Origin of the sequence: Paenibacillus peoriae (assembly GCF_022531965.1) — a bacterium.
Classification (GTDB): Bacteria; Bacillota; Bacilli; order Paenibacillales; family Paenibacillaceae; genus Paenibacillus; species Paenibacillus polymyxa_D.
Map to the genome: position 1 here is coordinate 996,873 of NZ_CP092831.1, position 19,073 is coordinate 1,015,945.

Consider the following 19,073-nt stretch of genomic DNA (forward strand, 5'->3'; position numbering starts at 1 on the left):
TGCCTTAAAGCACTTTCAAGTAATTTAATATTGGATACGAAAACAAAAAGTTGTTTGCTCTTTAACGGGGTAGGCAACTTTTTCTATATAAAATTTACTGTCACTATGATTCCTACATAAAAACGTAATTTTTTAAAATTAATAAATTTATCGCTTGCATTTTCGGGAACAATCTTATAAGATACAAGTATCAAAAAAATAATTTAAGGAAGGCACGAATTTATATGAAGAGATTGGATGGTATAGTAGAGTTCGTGAGTGGTTCACCGCAATTTAGGATTATAGAAGTGTTTGATGATAAAGCACCACTGTACACCTATTATGGACAACAAGATATTGAAGATGATTTGGTTGGTATTGATTCTAATGGTAGTGACAGCAAAAAAGTACGAACCTTGGATAAGGTCAGTACGCTATGTCAAGGGGATATTGTTTTTAGTTTGATATCGGGAAAATCTACTATAGTTGGTGTGAAGCATCGGGGATATCTATACACGCAAAACTACGTTAAATTAGTAACTGATGAAAAGGTTGATTCAAAATATCTTGTTTACTTACTTAATGAAGATAAATTCATTAAGAAACAGTTTCAAATGGGGCTACAGGGGTCTCAAGTTCTAAAATACACACTGAAACAAGTGAAAGAGCTTGAGCTACCAGATCTGCCCACAATAGAAAAACAGCGCATAATCGGTGAACTCTATTTCAACCAATTGCGACTAGAAGCATTGAAAATTAGAGTGGCAAATTTGGAAACTACCATAGTATTAGAAAAGCTTAGGGGGCAATCAATAAATGACCGAGAATCAATTTGAAACAGAATTAATTCAATACCTGACGAGTGGCACAATTGAAGAACAAGAACACCCTGAAGGAACGGGTAACTTTGATATCAAAGAATCAAGTGCTGGCTACATAGTGAAAACAAAATTATGGAAATACGAACCGCATATTAAATCTACAGAACAACTCTGGAATAATTTCAAGGCGATCCTGGAACAACACAATCAGAATACGCTTGACCATCCTTTAAGTGTTGTGGAATTTAATCAAGTTAAGAAAATTATCTCTGATATTCAGACCCCTTATGAAGCGGGGCAGTTCTTGTATGGTTTGAATGGGGTGTCGCAAATCGAAATTGATTTAGACGATGGACGCCATGTGTTTCTTACTGTTTTTGATCAAAAACAAATAGGGGCTGGAGATACCGTTTATCAAGTGGTCAATCAAATTAAACGACCAGCAGTTATCACAGGAAAACAAGATCGTCGGTTTGATACAACTCTATTGATTAACGGTCTGCCAATCATTCAAATTGAGGAAAAGTGTGACACCCGTAATGTCGATGATGCGCTTAATCAAATGGAACAATATGCTGATGAACATCAGTATCGTGATATTTTTTCAACCTTGCAAATTTTGGTGGCAATTACACCGAACAATGTGAAGTATATGGCAAATACGACGGCAGATAAATTTAATAAGGATTTTGCTTTTAACTGGCAACGCAAGAGTGATAATACCATCGTGCGTAACTGGAAAGAATTTGCTGACTCCATGCTTTCGATTCCAATGGCGCATCAAATGGCTACCAACTACATGATTTTGGACGGAACCAAGAACAAGCAAACGTTGAAAGTGATGCGTCCGTATCAAGTGTATGCGACACAAAATGTGATCGAGGGCTTGAAACGTTCAGATTTTGAGCTTGGTACCCATAAAACCGGTTATATCTGGCATACAACAGGATCTGGTAAAACGATCACAAGCTTCAAAACGGCATGGCTTGCAAGCCGTATGCCGAAAGTGGACAAGGTTGTCTTTGTTGTGGATCGAATTGCTTTAACGAAGCAAACCAATGAAAATTACAAAGCCTATGACCCTGATGCGACAGAAGACACATTTGGTAGCGTTCAAAACACAGACAATACGACTGATTTGAGTCGTAAGCTTAAAAGTAAAGATAATAGTATCATTGTTACTTCGGTTCAAAAACTAGATACTTTGGTGAAACGCAAAACCTTTCAAGCTCCAGATAAGAATATCGTATTTATCGTGGACGAAGCCCATCGTTCAACTGGCGGTGACTCATTCAAGAATATCCAAAAAGCCTTTAAGAAATCTGCTTGGGTAGGCTATACGGGAACACCGATGTTTGATGAAACGACCACTGGTCTTCGAACAGAAGATATTTTTGGTCCACTATTACATGCATATACCATTCGTGAAGCGATTGCTGACCGTAATGTGTTAGGGTTCAAGGTGGATTTTGAGACAACAATTGACGAAAAACAAATGAAAGAACAATATCTTCCTGCGTTCTACCGTGAACGCTATCCCAACTGGAATGAAGAACGAATTCAAGAGAAAATCAACGATCTCTCCCAGGAAGATATGGATGATGCTGTTGAACCCAGTTTCTACGATGAAAATCCGGATCACATCAAATTGGTAGTGCAAGACATTTTCGAAAATTGGCGTAATCGTTCTAATGAAGGAAAGTATAATGCTTTGTTTACAACTCACGTGGGTGGTGGTAAAGCAAGTACGCCAATGGCAATGATGTATTTTAATGAGTTTCAACGTGTCAACGAAGAAAATAAGAAGAATGGCGGGCAAACATTAAAAGTTGCGGTGACATTTAGTCAAAACACTTCAAACAATGATAGTATGCTTGCCGCCAATCAAGGTTTGTACGATGCCATTACAGCTTATAATGCTGAATTTGGCACATCTTTTGGAATGGATGATGTTTCTGGCTATACCCAAGACGTGACTTCGCGATTAAATAAATCGGTCACCGATCTAAATTTCCTCGATTTGGTTATTGTGGTTGACCAGTTATTGACTGGTTTTGATGCACCTGAACTTAACACACTTTATGTGGATCGAACCTTGAAAGGTGCTGGGTTAATTCAAGCCTATTCAAGAACGAATCGTATTGCAGATATGCAAGAGAAGCCATGGGGACGTGTGGTAAATTACCGATGGCCTGCTCAAAATGAGAAGTTAATGAATAAAGCACTTGCTGTTTATGCCAATAAGGACTCAGCCATTTTGTCTGAAGACGAACAACGTGAATTTAATCAGAAAGATGGTATCATTGCCAAACCATTTGAAGATGTATTTAATGGAGTGAAAGAAGTGGTTGGGAAGCTAGGTAGCTTAACGACTGATTTTCAACAGTTGCCTCCATCTGAAAAGAAAAAGGACGAGATGCTTGATTTGCTCCGTGAATATAACAGAGGAATGGCAAAATTAAAGCAATATGATCCCGATGAAGTTGATGGTGAAAAAGTTGGATTTAACTATGATGATCCCGATGAGTTAGTAGAGAAGCTAGGGATGACTTCAGAGCAAGAAGTCATGTTGACAACCGTCTTAACCAATGAACTTAAGTCACATATTGCTAAAGAGAAGAAAATCCCTATCTATCAAATCGAACTGCGGATGACACATGTGAAGGATGTTAAAGTAGACTATGATTATCTTACTGAACTCGTGGAACAATTATTAAACCAAGTTCACGAAGGTAAAGATGAAGAAGCCAAAGGAACGCAGGAGAAAATCAACCAATTTGCGAATGGATTGGATGATCGTAACTATGCGACTAAGATTATGAATGCGGCTGTTGCAATTATTAAAGGTCACTTCCCACCTGCAGGCTCTAACTTCAAGTATCCTGCGAAACTAAGTGACAGTGAATCTATTATCCAGCAAGCGAACAATGTTAGCCTTGATCGAATGTTTCTTGACTTCCGAGTGAAGTGGGGAATTACGGATATAATTACAAGTGCTCAAATGCGCGAGTTGTTTAGCCGCCATCGCTACGGCTTGCAAGATTTGGATGATACGGGTCAAATCCGTGACCTTATCGCTCAAGCAAGTTCTGACTATAAGACACTTGCCCATGATGAAGAAGTACAGTCCTTACCTAAAATGAAATATCGAAACGGGTTGCGCGACGCGATTTACGAACTAGCGGATGGAATGGCAGAAAGGTAGACTGGTCGAAAACGATTAGTGTAAGAATGCACCAATAGATTATAGTGGAAATATGGTTGTTTCTAATTTGGAAAATACCAATTCAACCATTGAAAAAGTGGTTAGTGTAGAAATTGCACCTACCACAAAGAATATATCCAAAAAGGTTTTAAATTAAGAACATACAAGGAGAGCAGCAATGAGTGAAAAGAAAGAAAATGTACCTAAAATAAGGTTTCCTGGATTCACTGATGCTTGGGAACAGCGTAGGTTTTATTCGGTGTTCGACCCTATACCGAACAACACTTTTTCAAGAGCCGATTTGAACTATGACGACGGCAAAATAAAGAGTGTCCATTACGGCGATATTCTCATCAAATATGGTGCCGTTACTGATTGCGGCAAAGATGCGATTCCGTTCATAACAGGAGCCGAGGTTTCCGATCATCAGAGCCAACTTCTCCAAGACGGTGACGTGCTGATTGCCGATGCCGCCGAGGATGAAACGGTTGGCAAAGCTACTGAAATAGCAGGAATTACAGACATTCCAGTGGTATCAGGCTTACACACTATAGCTTGCAGACCGAAGGTGAAAATGCAGCCCAATTATCTTGGATACTATATGAACTCACCATTATATCATCGACAATTACTACCACTCATGCAGGGAATCAAAGTCCTCTCGATAAGCAGGACGAATCTAGCCAAAACAACCATATGCTATCCGACTTCGGCACAGGAACAGTCGTATATAGGAAAGGTATTTGCCGATATCGACCACTTCATCATCCTTCATCAGAGTAAGTTCAATAACGTGAAAAATTTAAGGGCTGGGTTGCTCCAAAAAATGTTTCCGAAAAATGGCGAGGATTTTCCTGAAGTTCGTTTCCCTGGATTCACTGACGCTTGGGAACAGCGTAAGTTGGGTGGAATCTCAAAATTAGGTTCTAGCAAGCGAGTTCATAGAGAAGATTATGCGGAAAGTGGAATACCATTTTTTAGAGGTTTAGAAATTTCAAAACTGGGGATTTCTTCAAAGTTGGAAGATGTACTGTATATTTCTGAAGAATATTATAATAATTTAAAAGATAAATATGGTGTCCCTCAAACTGGAGATATTTTGATTACTGCTGTTGGTACACTTGGAAATCCCTATTTAATCAGGGATAATGAACCTTTTTATTTTAAAGATGGGAATCTAATCTGGATTAGTGACATTGAAATTAACCCACAGTATTTGAATATATATCTAGGTGATGGTATAGGAAAGAAAAGAGTTTTAGAAAGTGCAGCAGGATCTAACCAAAAGGCATTAACGATGGTAAAGTTACGAAATGTACAAGTTTTATTTCCGAGTGAAGAAGAACAAAAGAAAATAGGTGACTTCTTTGCTGCCCTCGACAACCTCATCACCCTTCATCAGCGTAAGCTGGAACACTTGCAAGAGCAGAAGAAAGCACTACTACAACAAATGTTTATCTAGGAGGAAAATGATAATATGAGCAATAATCTGCAAACCATTACAACAAAACTGTGGGCGATGGCAAATGAGCTTCGTGGAAGCATGGATGCCTCAGAATACAAGAACTACATTTTAGCCTTTATGTTTTATCGTTATCTGTCCGAACATCAAGAACAGTATTTAGTTAAAAATAATGTTATTGATGTTGCCGTTGGTGAATCAATCAATAACGCCTATGTAGAACAAGCGAACGGTGACGATTTGAATGACTACTTAGAAGATATTTCTGCAAGTTTAGGTTATGCCATTGCACCGCTTGATACTTGGGAATCTTTAGTTCAAAAGATTGAAAATAGCATGGTGATTCCAAGTGATTATCAAACTATTTTTGATAACTTCAATAAGAATGCTGAATTAAACAAAGAAGCTGCGAAAGATTTTCGTGGTGTATTTAACGACGTTAATCTTGGAGACTCACGTCTAGGTTCTTCTACCAATGAACGTGCAAAATCCCTTAATCGAATTGTAAAGCTTGTTCATGACATTGATTACAAAGGTGTAGACAACAAAGATATTCTAGGCGCCATCTATGAATACCTCATCGGTCTATTTGCAGCAAGTTCAGGAAAAAAAGGTGGGGAGTTCTACACACCTCATGAAGTTTCTAAAGTTTTGGCTAAAATCGTAACCAATGGTGTAGAAGAATCGGAACATACTTTTTCGGTATATGACCCGACTTGTGGATCTGGGTCATTGCTGTTAACGGTTCAAGGTGAGCTGCCTGGTGGAAATAAACCCGGGGCGATTAAATTTTTTGGTCAAGAAAAGAATACGACAACCTACAACTTGGCTCGTATGAATCTGATGATGCATGGTGTTTCATTTAATAACATGACTCTGTCTAATGCTGATACACTTGAAAGCGATTGGCCTGATGGACCAGATGCCCAAGGAACTGACCACCCCCGCTCATTTGATGCCGTGGTTGCGAATCCTCCTTATTCTGCTCATTGGGACAATAGCGAAACGAAACTCAAAGATCCACGTTTTAGGGAATATGGTAAACTCGCTCCTAGAACTAAGGCGGATTATGCATTTATTTTACACAGCTTGTATCATCTGAATGATACTGGCACCATGGCGATTGTATTACCACATGGTGTCTTGTTCCGTGGTGCAGCGGAAGGTACGATTCGCCAAACGATCATTGAGAAAAACTATCTTGATACCGTTATAGGCTTGCCTGCCAACTTGTTTTACGGCGTATCCATCCCAACTACGATTTTAGTATTCAAGAAAAATCGTAAAACAAAAGACATCTTGTTTATCGATGCAAGCAATGAATTTGAAAAAGGTAAAAATCAAAATAAACTTACTAATGAAAACATTAATAAAATTATCGAAACTTACCGAAGTCGTGTACCTGTTGATAAATATGCTCATGTGGCATCACTTGAAGAAATCAAAAAAAACGAGTTTAACTTAAATATTCCTCGCTACGTGAATACATTCGAAGAAGAACAAGTCATTGACCTTGCCGAAGTGAGTAAGCTTTTAGAACAAGATAAACAAGAAATCGCTGAACTTGAAGCCAAAATCAATGAACAGCTGAAAATTTTGGGTATTCATGTGTAGAATTTGACGAAAAGGGTCAAGGATATTATTCCTCGGCTCTTTTTTTAAGCTATTCGCATGGGAACGGCATAGGCTGGGGGAAGTAATGCCGTGCAGTATTTCTATGAACTGCGGCGCAGTACGTTATAGAAGATGGCAAGGAGGGGCGGGCGCTCTTCCTTTTTTTGCGAGTCTTTTGGGGAGTATGCTCCTCTATTGAGTATGATATACTCATTTAGATGTCTATGCTTAACATATACTGCCGTTTGAACTACGTTGCTTAAACATGTTATATGTGAAGAAGAAGCAAGGACATGAACAGGTTAGCTTTACCATTTTGGGACCAAAGATTTGTCCTGGTATTTATAGAGGAGTTTTTGATATGACGAATAATTTTTGGCGTGATTTGCCACGACCTTTTTTTATACTGGCACCGATGGAAGATGTGACGGATGTTGTGTTTCGCCATGTCGTAAGTGAAGCAGCCAGACCGGATGTGTTTTTTACAGAGTTTGCGAATACAGAGAGTTATTGTCACCCGGAGGGGAACAAAAGTGTACGCGGGCGTTTGACTTTTACAGAGGATGAACAGCCCATGGTGGCCCATATCTGGGGAGATAAGCCGGAATATTTCCGTGAAATGAGCATCGGTATGGCGAAAGAAGGCTTCAAAGGCATCGATATTAATATGGGTTGTCCTGTAGCGAATGTAGCCGAGAATGGGAAGGGAAGCGGCCTGATCTGCCGTCCCGAAATCGCAGCGGATATCATTCAGGCCGCCAAAGCCGGGGGACTGCCCGTCAGTGTAAAAACAAGGCTCGGTTTCACTACCGTAGACGAATGGCGCGACTGGTTGACCCATATTTTGAAACAAGACATTGTGAATTTGTCCATTCATCTGCGGACAAGAGAGGAAATGAGTAAAGTAGACGCTCACTGGGAACTAATTCCGGAGATTAAGAAACTTCGTGATGAGGTGGCACCAGATACACTGCTGACCATTAACGGAGATATTCCGGACCGTCAGACCGGCTTGAAGCTCGCTGAGCAATATGGTGTGGATGGCATTATGATTGGGCGTGGTATTTTCCAGAATCCATTTGCGTTTGAGAAGGAGCCGAAGGAACACAGCAGTGAGGAATTGCTTGAACTGCTACGGCTTCATCTAGATCTCCATGATCATTATTCAGCGCAGGAGCCACGTTCGTTCAGCCCTCTCGCCCGCTTCTTCAAAATATATGTCCGTGGATTCCGAGGGGCAAGTGAACTCAGAAACAGCTTAATGAACGCCAAATCAACAAGTGAAGTGCGTACATTGCTTGATGAGTTTGGAAGCAAGGATCATGATGAGGTAGAGGAACGTGGAAATTAAATTGCCAAGTTGGGAGACGGGCTGTTAGTAGGCATTGAAAACATAGGAGGATATATGTCCTGGAGTAAATTGAAGCAACAACTGGAGAGCTTCCGCTGTCCTGCGTTAGACGGAAGAGTCGAATACCGAGCGACCAGTTACCGTTATTTGCCTGATAAGTCTGGAATCTGTTATATAACTGTAGATAAGAAGAACATACTCAATATGAATGATATCACTAGTTCGATCAAATGGTATCAGACGGAGTTGGAAATCAAGAATGATCCAGATATCCAAGTTCCTATCAGCAATGAAGACATTGAAACGGTCAGAAAAGATACTAAGGGGAACGTTCCCGAGGAGCGTCTACAAGTAATTGCAAGAGGTAGAAAAATATCAGAACATGCAAAGGAGCTTTTCTCAGCACAGGCCTCATTAAGCAAGTCTAATTTTAATATTGTAGCTAATAAATTTTTAACTACTTCTATAGAGGAAAGCTTAGAGAGTAATGATATCTTATTGAATATTCTAGCTTTAGTGGACAGACGAGTTGGAAAAAAACGAATATTAAACATGACCGAGAAGATGAAGTTAAAGCATCCCATTGTGCAGTATTTTTATGAACTACGGCGTAGTACGTTATGAAAATAAATAACTTTCATTGATGGGGGCACGTCGTGTCAGGATTAAGTGCTGTTCATTGTTGCTGCATTGCACATTGGCAAATAATTTGGATGTCTGGGAAAACAGCAAAGAGGGGCGGTGTGCCCCTCTTATTTTCGTAATGCTGAGCATTTTCATTTATTTACAGAAAGTGTAGCACTTCATTTTCATAATTTATCATCATAAAAAAACTTTTCTCTCATTCAATGATCTTGCTATATTCGATAAAAGCTGAATTGTATTCCTTATCTCATCTTCCGTAGTGTCTGGGTGAATTGCACAGATTCGGAGAACCGTTTTTCCATTAAGTTGTGTTGTAAGCACAGAGGCGTATCCGTTTGTCGTCATTTCTTGGGAGATCCTTCTATTCAGTGAATCTAATTCTTGCTCAGATAATCCAGTTGGCGCATATCGAAAGTTAACAATCGCTAACTTAGCGGGGGATACAATTTCCCAATGATTATGTTTTTTGATTTCATCTTCAGCCCATTCTGCGAGTTGAACTCCATGCTCTATGGCTTCACCGACAGCATTAGTTCCTAAAGCTTGCAGTGTCACCCATAGTTTCAAACTTCGAGCAGGCCGGGTTAACTCAGGACCCAGATCCCAATAATTCATATGTTCTTCATCAGTCTCGGCATCTTTCAAATACTCTGGATGGGTGCTGAAGCAATTTTCGAGGTGCTGCTTTTCTTTGGCTAAAACCACACTACAGGAATAGGTCTGCATTAGCCATTTGTGTGCATCCCAGGTGATACTATCTGAACGCGATATCCCGCTCAAAAGAGACTTATATTTCGAAGAAGCCAAAATCGACGCACCGTAAGCTCCATCCACGTGTAACCAAATATTATGTTTTTCACATAGGTCAGCAATTTCGTTTAATGGGTCAATGCTTCCCGTATTGGTTGTGCCTGCCGTGGCAATGATTGCAAAAGGCTTCATCCCAGCCGCTTGATCATCCATTAGTTTTTTTTCTAAGGCTGAAACATCCATACGAAAATTTGTATCACTTGGAACCTTCCTGATTTGATCACTACGGAATCCGAGGATGCGTAGCCCTTTGGCGACCGATGAGTGAGTTTGATCTGAAACATAAGCAGTTCCAATGGCATATTCTTGCTCGGATAACCTTGCATTGCGTGCAGCCGCTAAAGCGGTCAAATTCGACAGTGATCCGCCCGACAGAAATAAGCCTCCAGCAGTATTGGGATATCCTGCTTGGTCACACATCCATCGGATCACTTCCCCCTCTAAAAGGCTTGCGCTCGAACTCAGCATCCAGCTTCCGGCGTGGGTATTATAAGCGCTAGTCATGATATCTCCTAACCACGAGTAAAGAGACATTGGACCAGGAACCAATGCGAAAAAGCGAGGGTGTTGCATGAAGGTTTGGTGAGGATAGACGTTTTTTCTCATTTCATCGACGACCTCTTGTATCGGTCTTCCTTTTTTCGGAAAACCAATTCCCCTTAAATGAGCTATTGTATCCCCATCTGCAGTGTTGATTACTTTTTGAGATCGAATGTTATTGTTTTCTGCTATAAATGAATGTATGAACTGCTCAATAATCTCACCTAATTGTTGATTTAGTTCTTGATTCATCATAAGCATCTCCATCTCCTTTGTTTAACTTCAACCAAAGTATAATATAACATCTGTTGTCATATTGTGAGATTCACCGATTTCATCATTACGTTTATTTTTAGGCTCCACATGCAGACCATATTTATATGGCTCAGGTTTAATCCATATTCATGAGGTTGAGTTCATTTTATCAAGTTTATTTCTGCTGTTATGCTAAACCCATCCCGTAAACTCCAGTATAGACGCTTTCGCAGATTGCGCTTCGGATTGTGCCCCTTTACGCCATTCTTTTGGCGGCTTTCCCATAAGCCTGGAGAAGCAACGGTTGAAGCTGGAAATGGAGTGAAAACCGACTTGTTCGGAGATCGAAAGAATAGAATCCTCCGTGCTTTTTAACTGCTTACAAGCCTCTTCGATTCGGGTGCTGTTTAGGAAATCGAGAGGCGACGTCCCCATAATTTCATGGAATTTTCTTCGGAAATGAGTTGTACTTAAATGGCACAGATCGGCCAAAAAATCCATCGTAATGGGGTTCATATAGTTTTTCGTGATGTATTCCAAAACCGGAGAAATGACAAAATCGTTTTTCAGGCTATGCTCTGTTTCTTGATCTGCCAACAGTTCATTTCTGGAATGAATTCTAAGGAGTTCTATGTAAAGGGATAGCAATAAGCCGTAGGCACTTTCCTGATAGTAAGGATTCTGTTCTTTTAACTCCTCTACGATCGAAGTTGCAAGTGTATAAACCTTGGGATACTGCTCCTTATTCAATATACAGTTTTTTCCCTTTACCACCCACAAATTTGGTTCGAAGTTGCTGTAAGCACTTTTAAATGAATGTTGAAAGAGATCCTCTGGTGAAAAAAAGATATAAGACCACAGACTGGCTGTATTTGGCGAACTATACGTGGTATGAGGAAGATACCTGGGGATGAAGGTCACATCGCCGGCTTTGAAGGGTACAGATTCTCCTTTGATCTCCATGATGCCGCTATCTGAATAGCATATACCAATCTCCAAATGGTTATGGAAATGGAGATGCTCACTTTTAATATCTGAAATCTTCCAACGTTCACCGCTTAATAGCAAGACAGGGAAATTTATGGGCAAGCTGTAGTGTCGATATTCTATAACGGGTTTCTTTTTTCTGGGCATATTCAATCCCCCCATGACTTTGGTTTTAACCAGCAGATATACATCAGGATTTTTGCAAAATCCTCACATAAATGATTGGAATTGCGCAGTTTTGTTGCGGATATGCTTAGATGGAGACTATTTTACTTCGTACAATGGAATAAGTAAAGCGTTTTCAAAATAGTGATGAACAGCTCTCAAGCGCCTTTGGGGGCGTGTGCAAAAGAGAGGAGAACCTAGATGCTTCCATTAACTTATGACAAGGAAGAGGTATTAAGAGTCATCGACAAAGTCGTCAGAAAAACCATGGCGATGGATTTGACGTGGGACTGGCCTTGCGGTGTGGCTTATTATGGTGTATCCAGAGCCTATACGAAAACAGGAAATAAAGAGTATTTGAATATGCTTGTGCAGTGGGCAGATGAATATATCGAGCTGGGTCTGCCGCACTGGACGGTAAACACATGTGCTATGGGCCATATGCTGATCACGTTGTATGAAGAAACAGGAGACCCAAAATATTGGGATATTGTGATGAGCAAGGTGGATTACATCCAAAACAATGCTCTCCGGTTCGGAGACCATGTTTTGCAGCATACGGTATCCGTGGCTAATGATTTTCCAGAACAGGCATGGGCAGACACATTGTTTATGGCGGCATTTTTTCTGCTCCGTGTAGGAACCAAATTAAAGGATGAGGCCATGATCCAGGACGCCTTAAATCAATATTACTGGCATATCAAATACCTGCAAGACCCGAGTAGCGGTCTCTGGTACCATGGCTACAATAATGTCAAGCAGGATCACATGTCCGGATTTTTCTGGGGGAGAGCGAATGCTTGGGGAGCATATACCATGTCGCAAGTCAAAATTCATTTAAAAGACTGGTACTTGTATCCGCAATGCATGGACGTAGAGTGTTCGCTTCGGGATCAACTGGCGGCACTAAAGGGTGTTCAAACGGAGAATGGTTTGTGGCGGACGGTACTGGATGACGAGGAGTCCTATGAAGAAGTGTCGGCATCTTGCGGTATCGCGGCGGCCATGATCAATAACGGCAATCCGCTGCATACCAAATACGTGCAAAAGGCATTGGAGGGCATCTTGAACCATATTAGCGAGGACGGTCGGGTACTAGGTGTGTCGGGCGGCACAGCGGTTATGAAAGATCGGGATGGGTATCGCAATATTCCAAAGGACTGGATTCAGGGCTGGGGTCAAGGCCTGGCATTGGCCTTTCTGTCTGATATGTTGAATTAGGAGGGAAGCAAGTTGTCCAAACAAACTACGGGGAACTTTACACTACCGGGAGAATCCGGTTATGAGGCGCTGACCCTGAAATTAGCTGAACGGTGGGGTGCCGATGTCATCCGTGATAGTGACGGCACGCAATTGTCCGATGAGATTATTAACGCTGGGTACGGCATATATTCGACAATCTGTATCATCAGAGATCATAATGAGTGGGCGTCCCGTAATCTGGATAAGCTGCAGCAGTGTTTTTTAATTACAAATCCAAAGGTAGCTGTACAAGATTATGTGTCCATCTATCTGATGGAGGATTTTTTTGCTGAACAGTTCAAAGTGAATGATTCCAAAGAAGCGTTTAACTATTGGCAGGTTTTTGACAGAACGACCGGAGAGGAAGTTCCAAGAGAACAGTGGAATTATGAAAGGGAATCCGGAAATGTGGTCATTACCGGAATTGTTCCTTGGCATAAATACACGGTAAGCTTTATGGCCTACCGGATCTGGGAAGAGATTTCCATGTACAATCACACCACGAATCATTGGGACAAAGAGCATTTGATGCAGATTGATCCTATCTATGCAGAAACGCAACAATATCTGCTGGATTGGATGGAAGATTGGTGTCTTCATCATAAGGAAACCACGGTTGTTCGGTTTACCTCCTTATTTTATAATTTCGTCTGGATCTGGGGCAGTAATGAGCGCAATCGCCATCTGTTCTCAGACTGGGGTTCATACGATTTTACGGTAAGCTCAAGGGCGCTTGATCTGTTTGCCAAGAAATACGGGTATTCGATGACTGCCGAGGATTTTGTTAATGGCGGGAAATACCGCGTCAGTCATATCCCGGCTGAGCAGCGCAAGCTGGATTGGATGGCATTTATCAATGATTTTGTAATCGAATTTGGCAAGAAATTAATTGATATTGTGCATAAGCACGACAAGCTGGCCTATGTTTTCTATGATGACAGTTGGGTTGGCATGGAGCCTTACAATGACCGTTTTCAAGAGTTTGGATTTGACGGGTTGATTAAATGTGTATTCTCAGGTTATGAGGCGAGGCTGTGTTCAGGTGTAAAAGTGAATACACATGAGATTCGGCTGCATCCTTACTTATTTCCGGTTGGCTTAGGCGGGCTTCCGACCTTTATGGAAGGGGGAAACCCCACGCTGGATGCCAAAAAGTATTGGATTAATATCCGGCGCGCCTTGCTGCGGGAGCCTATTGACCGGATTGGGCTGGGGGGATATTTGCATCTTGTAGAGCCTTACCCGGATTTTTGTGACTATATCGAAAAGATTGCCAATGAATTTAGAGAAATTAAAGAACTACATCATGAAGGCAAACCCTATCAAATGAAGACGAAGGTAGCTATTCTGCATAGCTGGGGGAAATTGAGATCGTGGACCTTGTCCGGCCATTTCCATGAAACGTATATGCATGATTTGATTCATGTCAATGAAGCTTTATCTGGATTGCCGGTTGAAGTGCAGTTCATTAATTTTGAAGATATCCGTCAGGGAATTCTACAGGATTGTGATGTAGTGATCAATGCCGGCTCTGCTGGTTCAGCATGGAGTGGTGGGGAGTACTGGAATGACAACAAGTGTGTGGACTTACTGACCCAATGGGTTTATGAGGGGGGTACCTTTATTGGCATCAATCAGCCTTCGGCGGTAGAAGGTCACGACAGCTTTTTTAGAATGGCGCATGTTCTCGGACTGGATGAGGATACAGGCTCCAGGGTAGGTCATGGAAGATGGACATATGAGGTTAGGGATGAGTATGGTTTGGTGCCTGAGGGGGCAAGTATAACGCCAAAGAATAGCATTTATCTTACGGATGGGTCAGCTGTGGTAGTGGAGGAAGCAAGTGGTATGATAACACTGTCTATACATGCCTTCGGTAAAGGAAAGGGAATTTACCTTCCTTCATTCGAATTCAGCTGGGAGAACACAAGATTGCTGCTGAATATGATTCGCTTTGCGGGCAATGAGTTACATGAAACGAAGTATATTACGGATAACCTATATACAGAGTGTGCTTATTATCCAGAAAGTAAAATGTTGGTGGTTATTAACAATAGCGATCAACTTCAAAGAACGACGGTTGATACGGAATATGGCAAACAAACGATGGAATTAGATCCGTATGACACCATGATCACTCGTATTGGCTTAACAAAATCGGTATAGAAACGGAAAATAATAAGAGTAGCGGTGTCAAGCCCTCCTTTATTTAAGGAAGGGCTCTTTGTTTTAGCACCTCCAGAAAATCCAGCCAATTTACCGGGGATTTTGTCCATTCAAAAGTATCTACTCCATCATTAACTATAAGTAAAACAATGAAGGAGATGATTTCTTTGAGAAAGGCAACCTTAATGAAAATTAAAAATGCGGAAGCCAAGTTGGGAAGAAAGTTAAAAAAAAGAAGTCACGTGGTTATGAATCTTAAAAAAGCCATTCGTGTAACTCAACTTGGAGATGGATTTGCGCGTTTCACTTTCGCTGCGGTTACTATCCCCCCAAATAGCTTTAGAAGCACTACGATTAACGGTAACGCCTACAATCTGATTAGCGGTTCATGGATTTTCTCTGGAAATCAGCAAGGGTTTCTTCTCGATAACTATTCTGCGGCGGAAGACAGATGGTTCTTTACTGCATGGAATCCAACTGGATTCACAAGAACGGTCTCCTATGCTGTTATCGCCAAACGGAAGCCATAATTCAAATGTCATCGTTAGCAAGGAAAAGGAGCTTGATCCTTCTTTTCCTTGCTAAAAGGTAGAGGAAATGTTGAACAAACCTTCGATGATCTTATAATTTTTGATAGTGGTTCAAGAGATGCTCAACTTTTTCTTTAATAATCTGTTTTAAAGATTCAGGCTTCACAGATCGTACATAATGACCATATCTCATAAAATAATGAGCGATAAACTCTTCTTCTCCAGGATTATAGAATCCCTTAATGACTGTCTTATCACCATTTTCTATTTTCATAGAGGGATAATGTTCTTTATAGAAAATGTCCTTCGCTTGTTCTACAATCTCTACTTCAAAGTCAATGCTCTTCTCGGATTGATACATTTCTAATGAACGATTAAGGAGCTCATCTATAGAAAAGTCAGAATTGCTCTCCTCTTCTTCTATTAAGGTTATTCGATCACATCTGAAAACTCTATATTTATTCGTATTTAACTCTATGCCAGTAGCATACCATTGACCAAACTTAGCGGAAATTTTGAAAAATTGAATATAGTAACTTTTTTTCTGATTATTTTTTACATATTTAACTTTACAGGTACTCTCATTAAGAATGCTTGTTAGAATTTTATCTAAATAACGACTAACATGAGTATGCTGATATACTTCAAATTGTAAGACCTTTTTCATTTTATGAATCTGGTCTATTTGTGTTTTAGAAAGACAGTGTTCAAACTTTTCATTGAGTTTATTAATACTTAAATGAAAGGGGGTGGATTGATAAGCTTCTAACGTCAACATTGCAAAGTACAGAGCATATACTTCATCCATCGTGAAAATAATGGGAGATAACAACCTATTTTTTAAGATACCATATCGCCCATGTCTGCCATGTTCCGAAAAAATAGGCATACCTAATTGTTCTAATGAATGAATATCACGTAGAGCTGTACTTTTTGAAATATGGTATTTATCCATCAGGTCATTTAAATTAAAGAACTCTCGACTGTTTAAGTATCTGATCATATCATTTAATCTTTCTGATTTCTTCATCTAAACCTCCTTATAAAGGTGTCATGTTTTGATACCTTTTTATATGATAATAAGCTTAAGGGAATATATCAAATTCATAAGATATCTACCTGAGGATTTTACAAAATCCTGACTAAGATTATATATAAAGGAGATTGATATCATGAGTGCAACACTGGAAGTAGCTATTTTCTTATCCATGAACGGAAAGGCAAAGGAAGCTATGCATTTTTACAAAAAACACTTCAACGCAGAGGAATTGTTTCTGGTTACCTATCAAGACATGGCCCAACGTGACAGTTCCATACAGATTACGGATGAAAATGAAAATTATATTTCTCATTCTGTCTTATCCATCGGAAAAACAAAAGTAATGATAGCAGAAGATACAATGAATCCCAGTGAAAAATATACAGTTGGTAATAACACTTCATTATGTATTCAAAGTGCTGACTTAGAAGAAATTAAACATTTTTATCATAGCTTAATTACAGATAATCGCGTGAAAATTATCGTGCCTTTATCTAATAATATGTTTAGCCAAGCCTACGGTATTATTGAAGACCCGTTCGGTATTCAAATACAATTAATGTTTGATAATCGATTACAATAAAAAGGTTGTTAAAAGCTAAAAAGCACAATAGCATGGTGAAAAGTGGATAATAAATGGACAGAGGTAAAAACTAAAAGGGGAAAATCCAAGATACCACAGCAGAAAAGGAGACACTATGACGGAGAAAAAAGAAATAGCAGATCAAATAGGGTGGAACTTCGATAACAGTTATTCTCGTCTGCCGGAATCCATGTTTACAAAGCTCAACCTAACTCCTGTCCGCTCACCAAAGCTGATTATTTTTAATCATCCGTTGGCAGCATCACTGGGGCTGAACGGTACAGCGCTGCAAAGGAATGATGGCGTAACGGAGCTGGCCGGCAACCAGGTTCCAGATGGAGCCGCACCTCTTGCTCAAGCTTACGCAGGTCATCAATTCGGGCATTTTAACATGTTAGGAGATGGGCGTGCTCTGCTGCTTGGCGAACAGATCACTCCCTTGAGTGAGCGGGTTGATATTCAGCTCAAGGGCTCAGGCAGAACGCCATACTCCCGCGGTGGTGATGGCCGGGCGGCACTTGGGCCAATGCTTCGCGAATACATCATCAGTGAGGCGATGCATGCGCTGGGTATTGCTACCACCCGCAGCTTGGCGGTGGTATCCACGGGTGAGTCGATCATCCGGGAAACCGAGCAGCCCGGTGCCATTCTGACCCGTGTGGCTGCCAGTCATATTCGGGTCGGAACCTTTCAATACGTCTCAGCATGGGGCACGTCCCAAGATCTCCGTACTCTGGCTGATTATACCTTGGAAAGACACTACCCGGAAGTTGCCAATGACGAAAACCGTTACCTTTCACTGCTACAGGAAGTGATTAAGCGTCAGGCCGAGCTGATTGCCAAATGGCAGCTGGTTGGTTTTATTCACGGGGTGATGAACACCGACAATATGACCCTTAGCGGAGAAACCATTGATTATGGTCCTTGCGCTTTTATGGATACCTATGATCCTGAGACGGTATTCAGCTCCATCGACAGGCAGGGCCGCTATGCTTATGCCAATCAGCCGCATATTGCTGCGTGGAATCTCGCGAGATTTGCTGAGACGCTCTTGCCACTGCTGCATGACAACAGGGAGCAGGCTGTCACACTGGCTGAGGATGCAATTTCAGATTTCGCAAAAATATTTCACCATCATTGGCTTGCGGGAATGCGGGCGAAGCTAGGGATCTTTAACGAAGAGCAGGAGGATGAATCTCTTATTGAGGAGCTTCTGAATATCATGCAGAAGCATCGTGCCGACTACACCAATACCTTCCGTGCCCTAACTTTGAACAAGCTGGAGGATACGGTTCTGTTCAGCACTGAGGAATTCACCCAGTGGCACGAGCAGTGGCAGGCGAGACTGGACAGACAGCAGGAATCGCAAGATTCATCGCATCAGCTGATGCGCAGCAGTAATCCTGCTATCATCCCACGCAATCATCGGGTAGAAGAAGCACTGGAAGCTGCGGTGGAACGAGAAGACTACCGGGTGATGGAGCAGCTTCTTAAAGTTCTTTCGAACCCTTATGCTTACTCTACCGAACAGGAAATGTACTCTACATTGCCAGAGGAATCCAACTGCTCATACCGAACCTTTTGTGGTACCTGATGCGGGCGAACGATTTGAAGATAACTTATATCATGCGTTGGTGATGAAGATAGCCAATCTCTCACCAACGCATTTTGTTTTTATT

Annotated in this window: 14 protein-coding genes; 11 read left to right on the forward strand and 3 right to left on the reverse strand. The window is 41.0% G+C overall.

Annotation, left to right across the window (positions count from 1 at the left end; genetic code table 11):
• Window positions 1-224: 224 nt before the first annotated feature.
• The 6 genes from MLD56_RS04525 to MLD56_RS04550 all read left to right on the forward strand — a co-directional run bounded on the left by MLD56_RS04525 (window position 225) and on the right by MLD56_RS04550 (window position 9,056).
• Entirely contained in the window at window positions 225-815 is a 591-nt protein-coding gene (locus MLD56_RS04525; RefSeq protein WP_029517116.1) for a restriction endonuclease subunit S domain-containing protein, read from the forward strand.
• Window positions 796-4,005 (forward strand): type I restriction endonuclease subunit R, encoded by a 3,210-nt coding sequence (locus tag MLD56_RS04530; RefSeq protein WP_029517115.1) that lies wholly within the window; start codon window positions 796-798, stop codon window positions 4,003-4,005. Before MLD56_RS04525 ends, MLD56_RS04530 begins: the two co-directional genes overlap by 20 nt.
• 178 nt (window positions 4,006-4,183) lie before the next feature.
• Window positions 4,184-5,467 carry a restriction endonuclease subunit S gene (locus tag MLD56_RS04535; RefSeq protein ID WP_029517114.1) on the forward strand — a complete coding sequence of 428 codons (1,284 nt, stop codon included), beginning with the start codon at window positions 4,184-4,186 and terminating at the stop codon, window positions 5,465-5,467.
• Between the two features lie 15 nt (window positions 5,468-5,482).
• Complete coding sequence (locus MLD56_RS04540) at window positions 5,483-7,081, forward strand: type I restriction-modification system subunit M (protein WP_029517113.1); 1,599 nt, start codon at window positions 5,483-5,485, stop codon at window positions 7,079-7,081.
• A gap of 361 nt (window positions 7,082-7,442) precedes the next feature.
• Window positions 7,443-8,432 (forward strand): tRNA dihydrouridine synthase, encoded by a 990-nt coding sequence (locus MLD56_RS04545; protein ID WP_013308869.1) that lies wholly within the window; start codon window positions 7,443-7,445, stop codon window positions 8,430-8,432.
• Between the two features lie 54 nt (window positions 8,433-8,486).
• Window positions 8,487-9,056, forward strand: coding sequence for an SF0329 family protein (locus MLD56_RS04550; RefSeq protein ID WP_029517112.1), 570 nt, complete (start codon window positions 8,487-8,489; stop codon window positions 9,054-9,056).
• Between the two features lie 198 nt (window positions 9,057-9,254).
• On the opposite strand, the gene MLD56_RS04555 is transcribed toward MLD56_RS04550, so the two are convergent.
• Both MLD56_RS04555 and MLD56_RS04560 read right to left on the reverse strand, forming a co-directional pair.
• The gene (locus tag MLD56_RS04555) at window positions 9,255-10,682 is read right to left on the reverse strand and encodes a pyridoxal phosphate-dependent decarboxylase family protein (RefSeq protein ID WP_029517111.1); all 1,428 of its coding nucleotides are present in this window, start codon (window positions 10,680-10,682) and stop codon (window positions 9,255-9,257) included.
• 192 nt (window positions 10,683-10,874) lie between these two features.
• On the reverse strand, window positions 10,875-11,816 hold the full coding sequence (locus MLD56_RS04560; protein WP_029517110.1) for an AraC family transcriptional regulator: 942 nt from the start codon (window positions 11,814-11,816) through the stop codon (window positions 10,875-10,877).
• 219 nt (window positions 11,817-12,035) lie between these two features.
• Here MLD56_RS04560 and MLD56_RS04565 point away from each other — a divergent pair, with 219 nt between their 5' ends.
• The 3 genes from MLD56_RS04565 to MLD56_RS04575 all read left to right on the forward strand — a co-directional run bounded on the left by MLD56_RS04565 (window position 12,036) and on the right by MLD56_RS04575 (window position 15,772).
• Window positions 12,036-13,055: a glycoside hydrolase family 88/105 protein gene (locus tag MLD56_RS04565; RefSeq protein ID WP_029517109.1), complete on the forward strand. Its 1,020-nt coding sequence runs from the start codon at window positions 12,036-12,038 to the stop codon at window positions 13,053-13,055.
• Between the two features lie 12 nt (window positions 13,056-13,067).
• The gene (gnpA, locus tag MLD56_RS04570) at window positions 13,068-15,242 is read left to right on the forward strand and encodes a 1,3-beta-galactosyl-N-acetylhexosamine phosphorylase (RefSeq protein WP_029517108.1); all 2,175 of its coding nucleotides are present in this window, start codon (window positions 13,068-13,070) and stop codon (window positions 15,240-15,242) included.
• 158 nt (window positions 15,243-15,400) lie between these two features.
• Window positions 15,401-15,772 (forward strand): hypothetical protein, encoded by a 372-nt coding sequence (locus MLD56_RS04575; protein WP_238437976.1) that lies wholly within the window; start codon window positions 15,401-15,403, stop codon window positions 15,770-15,772.
• A gap of 91 nt (window positions 15,773-15,863) precedes the next feature.
• Here the strand turns inward: MLD56_RS04575 and MLD56_RS04580 are convergent, their stop codons facing one another.
• Window positions 15,864-16,802 (reverse strand): helix-turn-helix transcriptional regulator, encoded by a 939-nt coding sequence (locus MLD56_RS04580; protein ID WP_029517106.1) that lies wholly within the window; start codon window positions 16,800-16,802, stop codon window positions 15,864-15,866.
• Window positions 16,803-16,944: 142 nt separating this feature from the next.
• On the opposite strand from MLD56_RS04580, the gene MLD56_RS04585 reads away from it, so the two are divergent.
• Together MLD56_RS04585 and MLD56_RS04590 are read left to right on the forward strand one after the other, a co-directional pair.
• Entirely contained in the window at window positions 16,945-17,394 is a 450-nt protein-coding gene (locus tag MLD56_RS04585) for a VOC family protein (RefSeq protein WP_029517105.1), read from the forward strand.
• Between the two features lie 115 nt (window positions 17,395-17,509).
• Window positions 17,510-18,988, forward strand: coding sequence for a protein adenylyltransferase SelO (locus tag MLD56_RS04590; protein WP_029517104.1), 1,479 nt, complete (start codon window positions 17,510-17,512; stop codon window positions 18,986-18,988).
• Window positions 18,989-19,073: the final 85 nt, after the last annotated feature.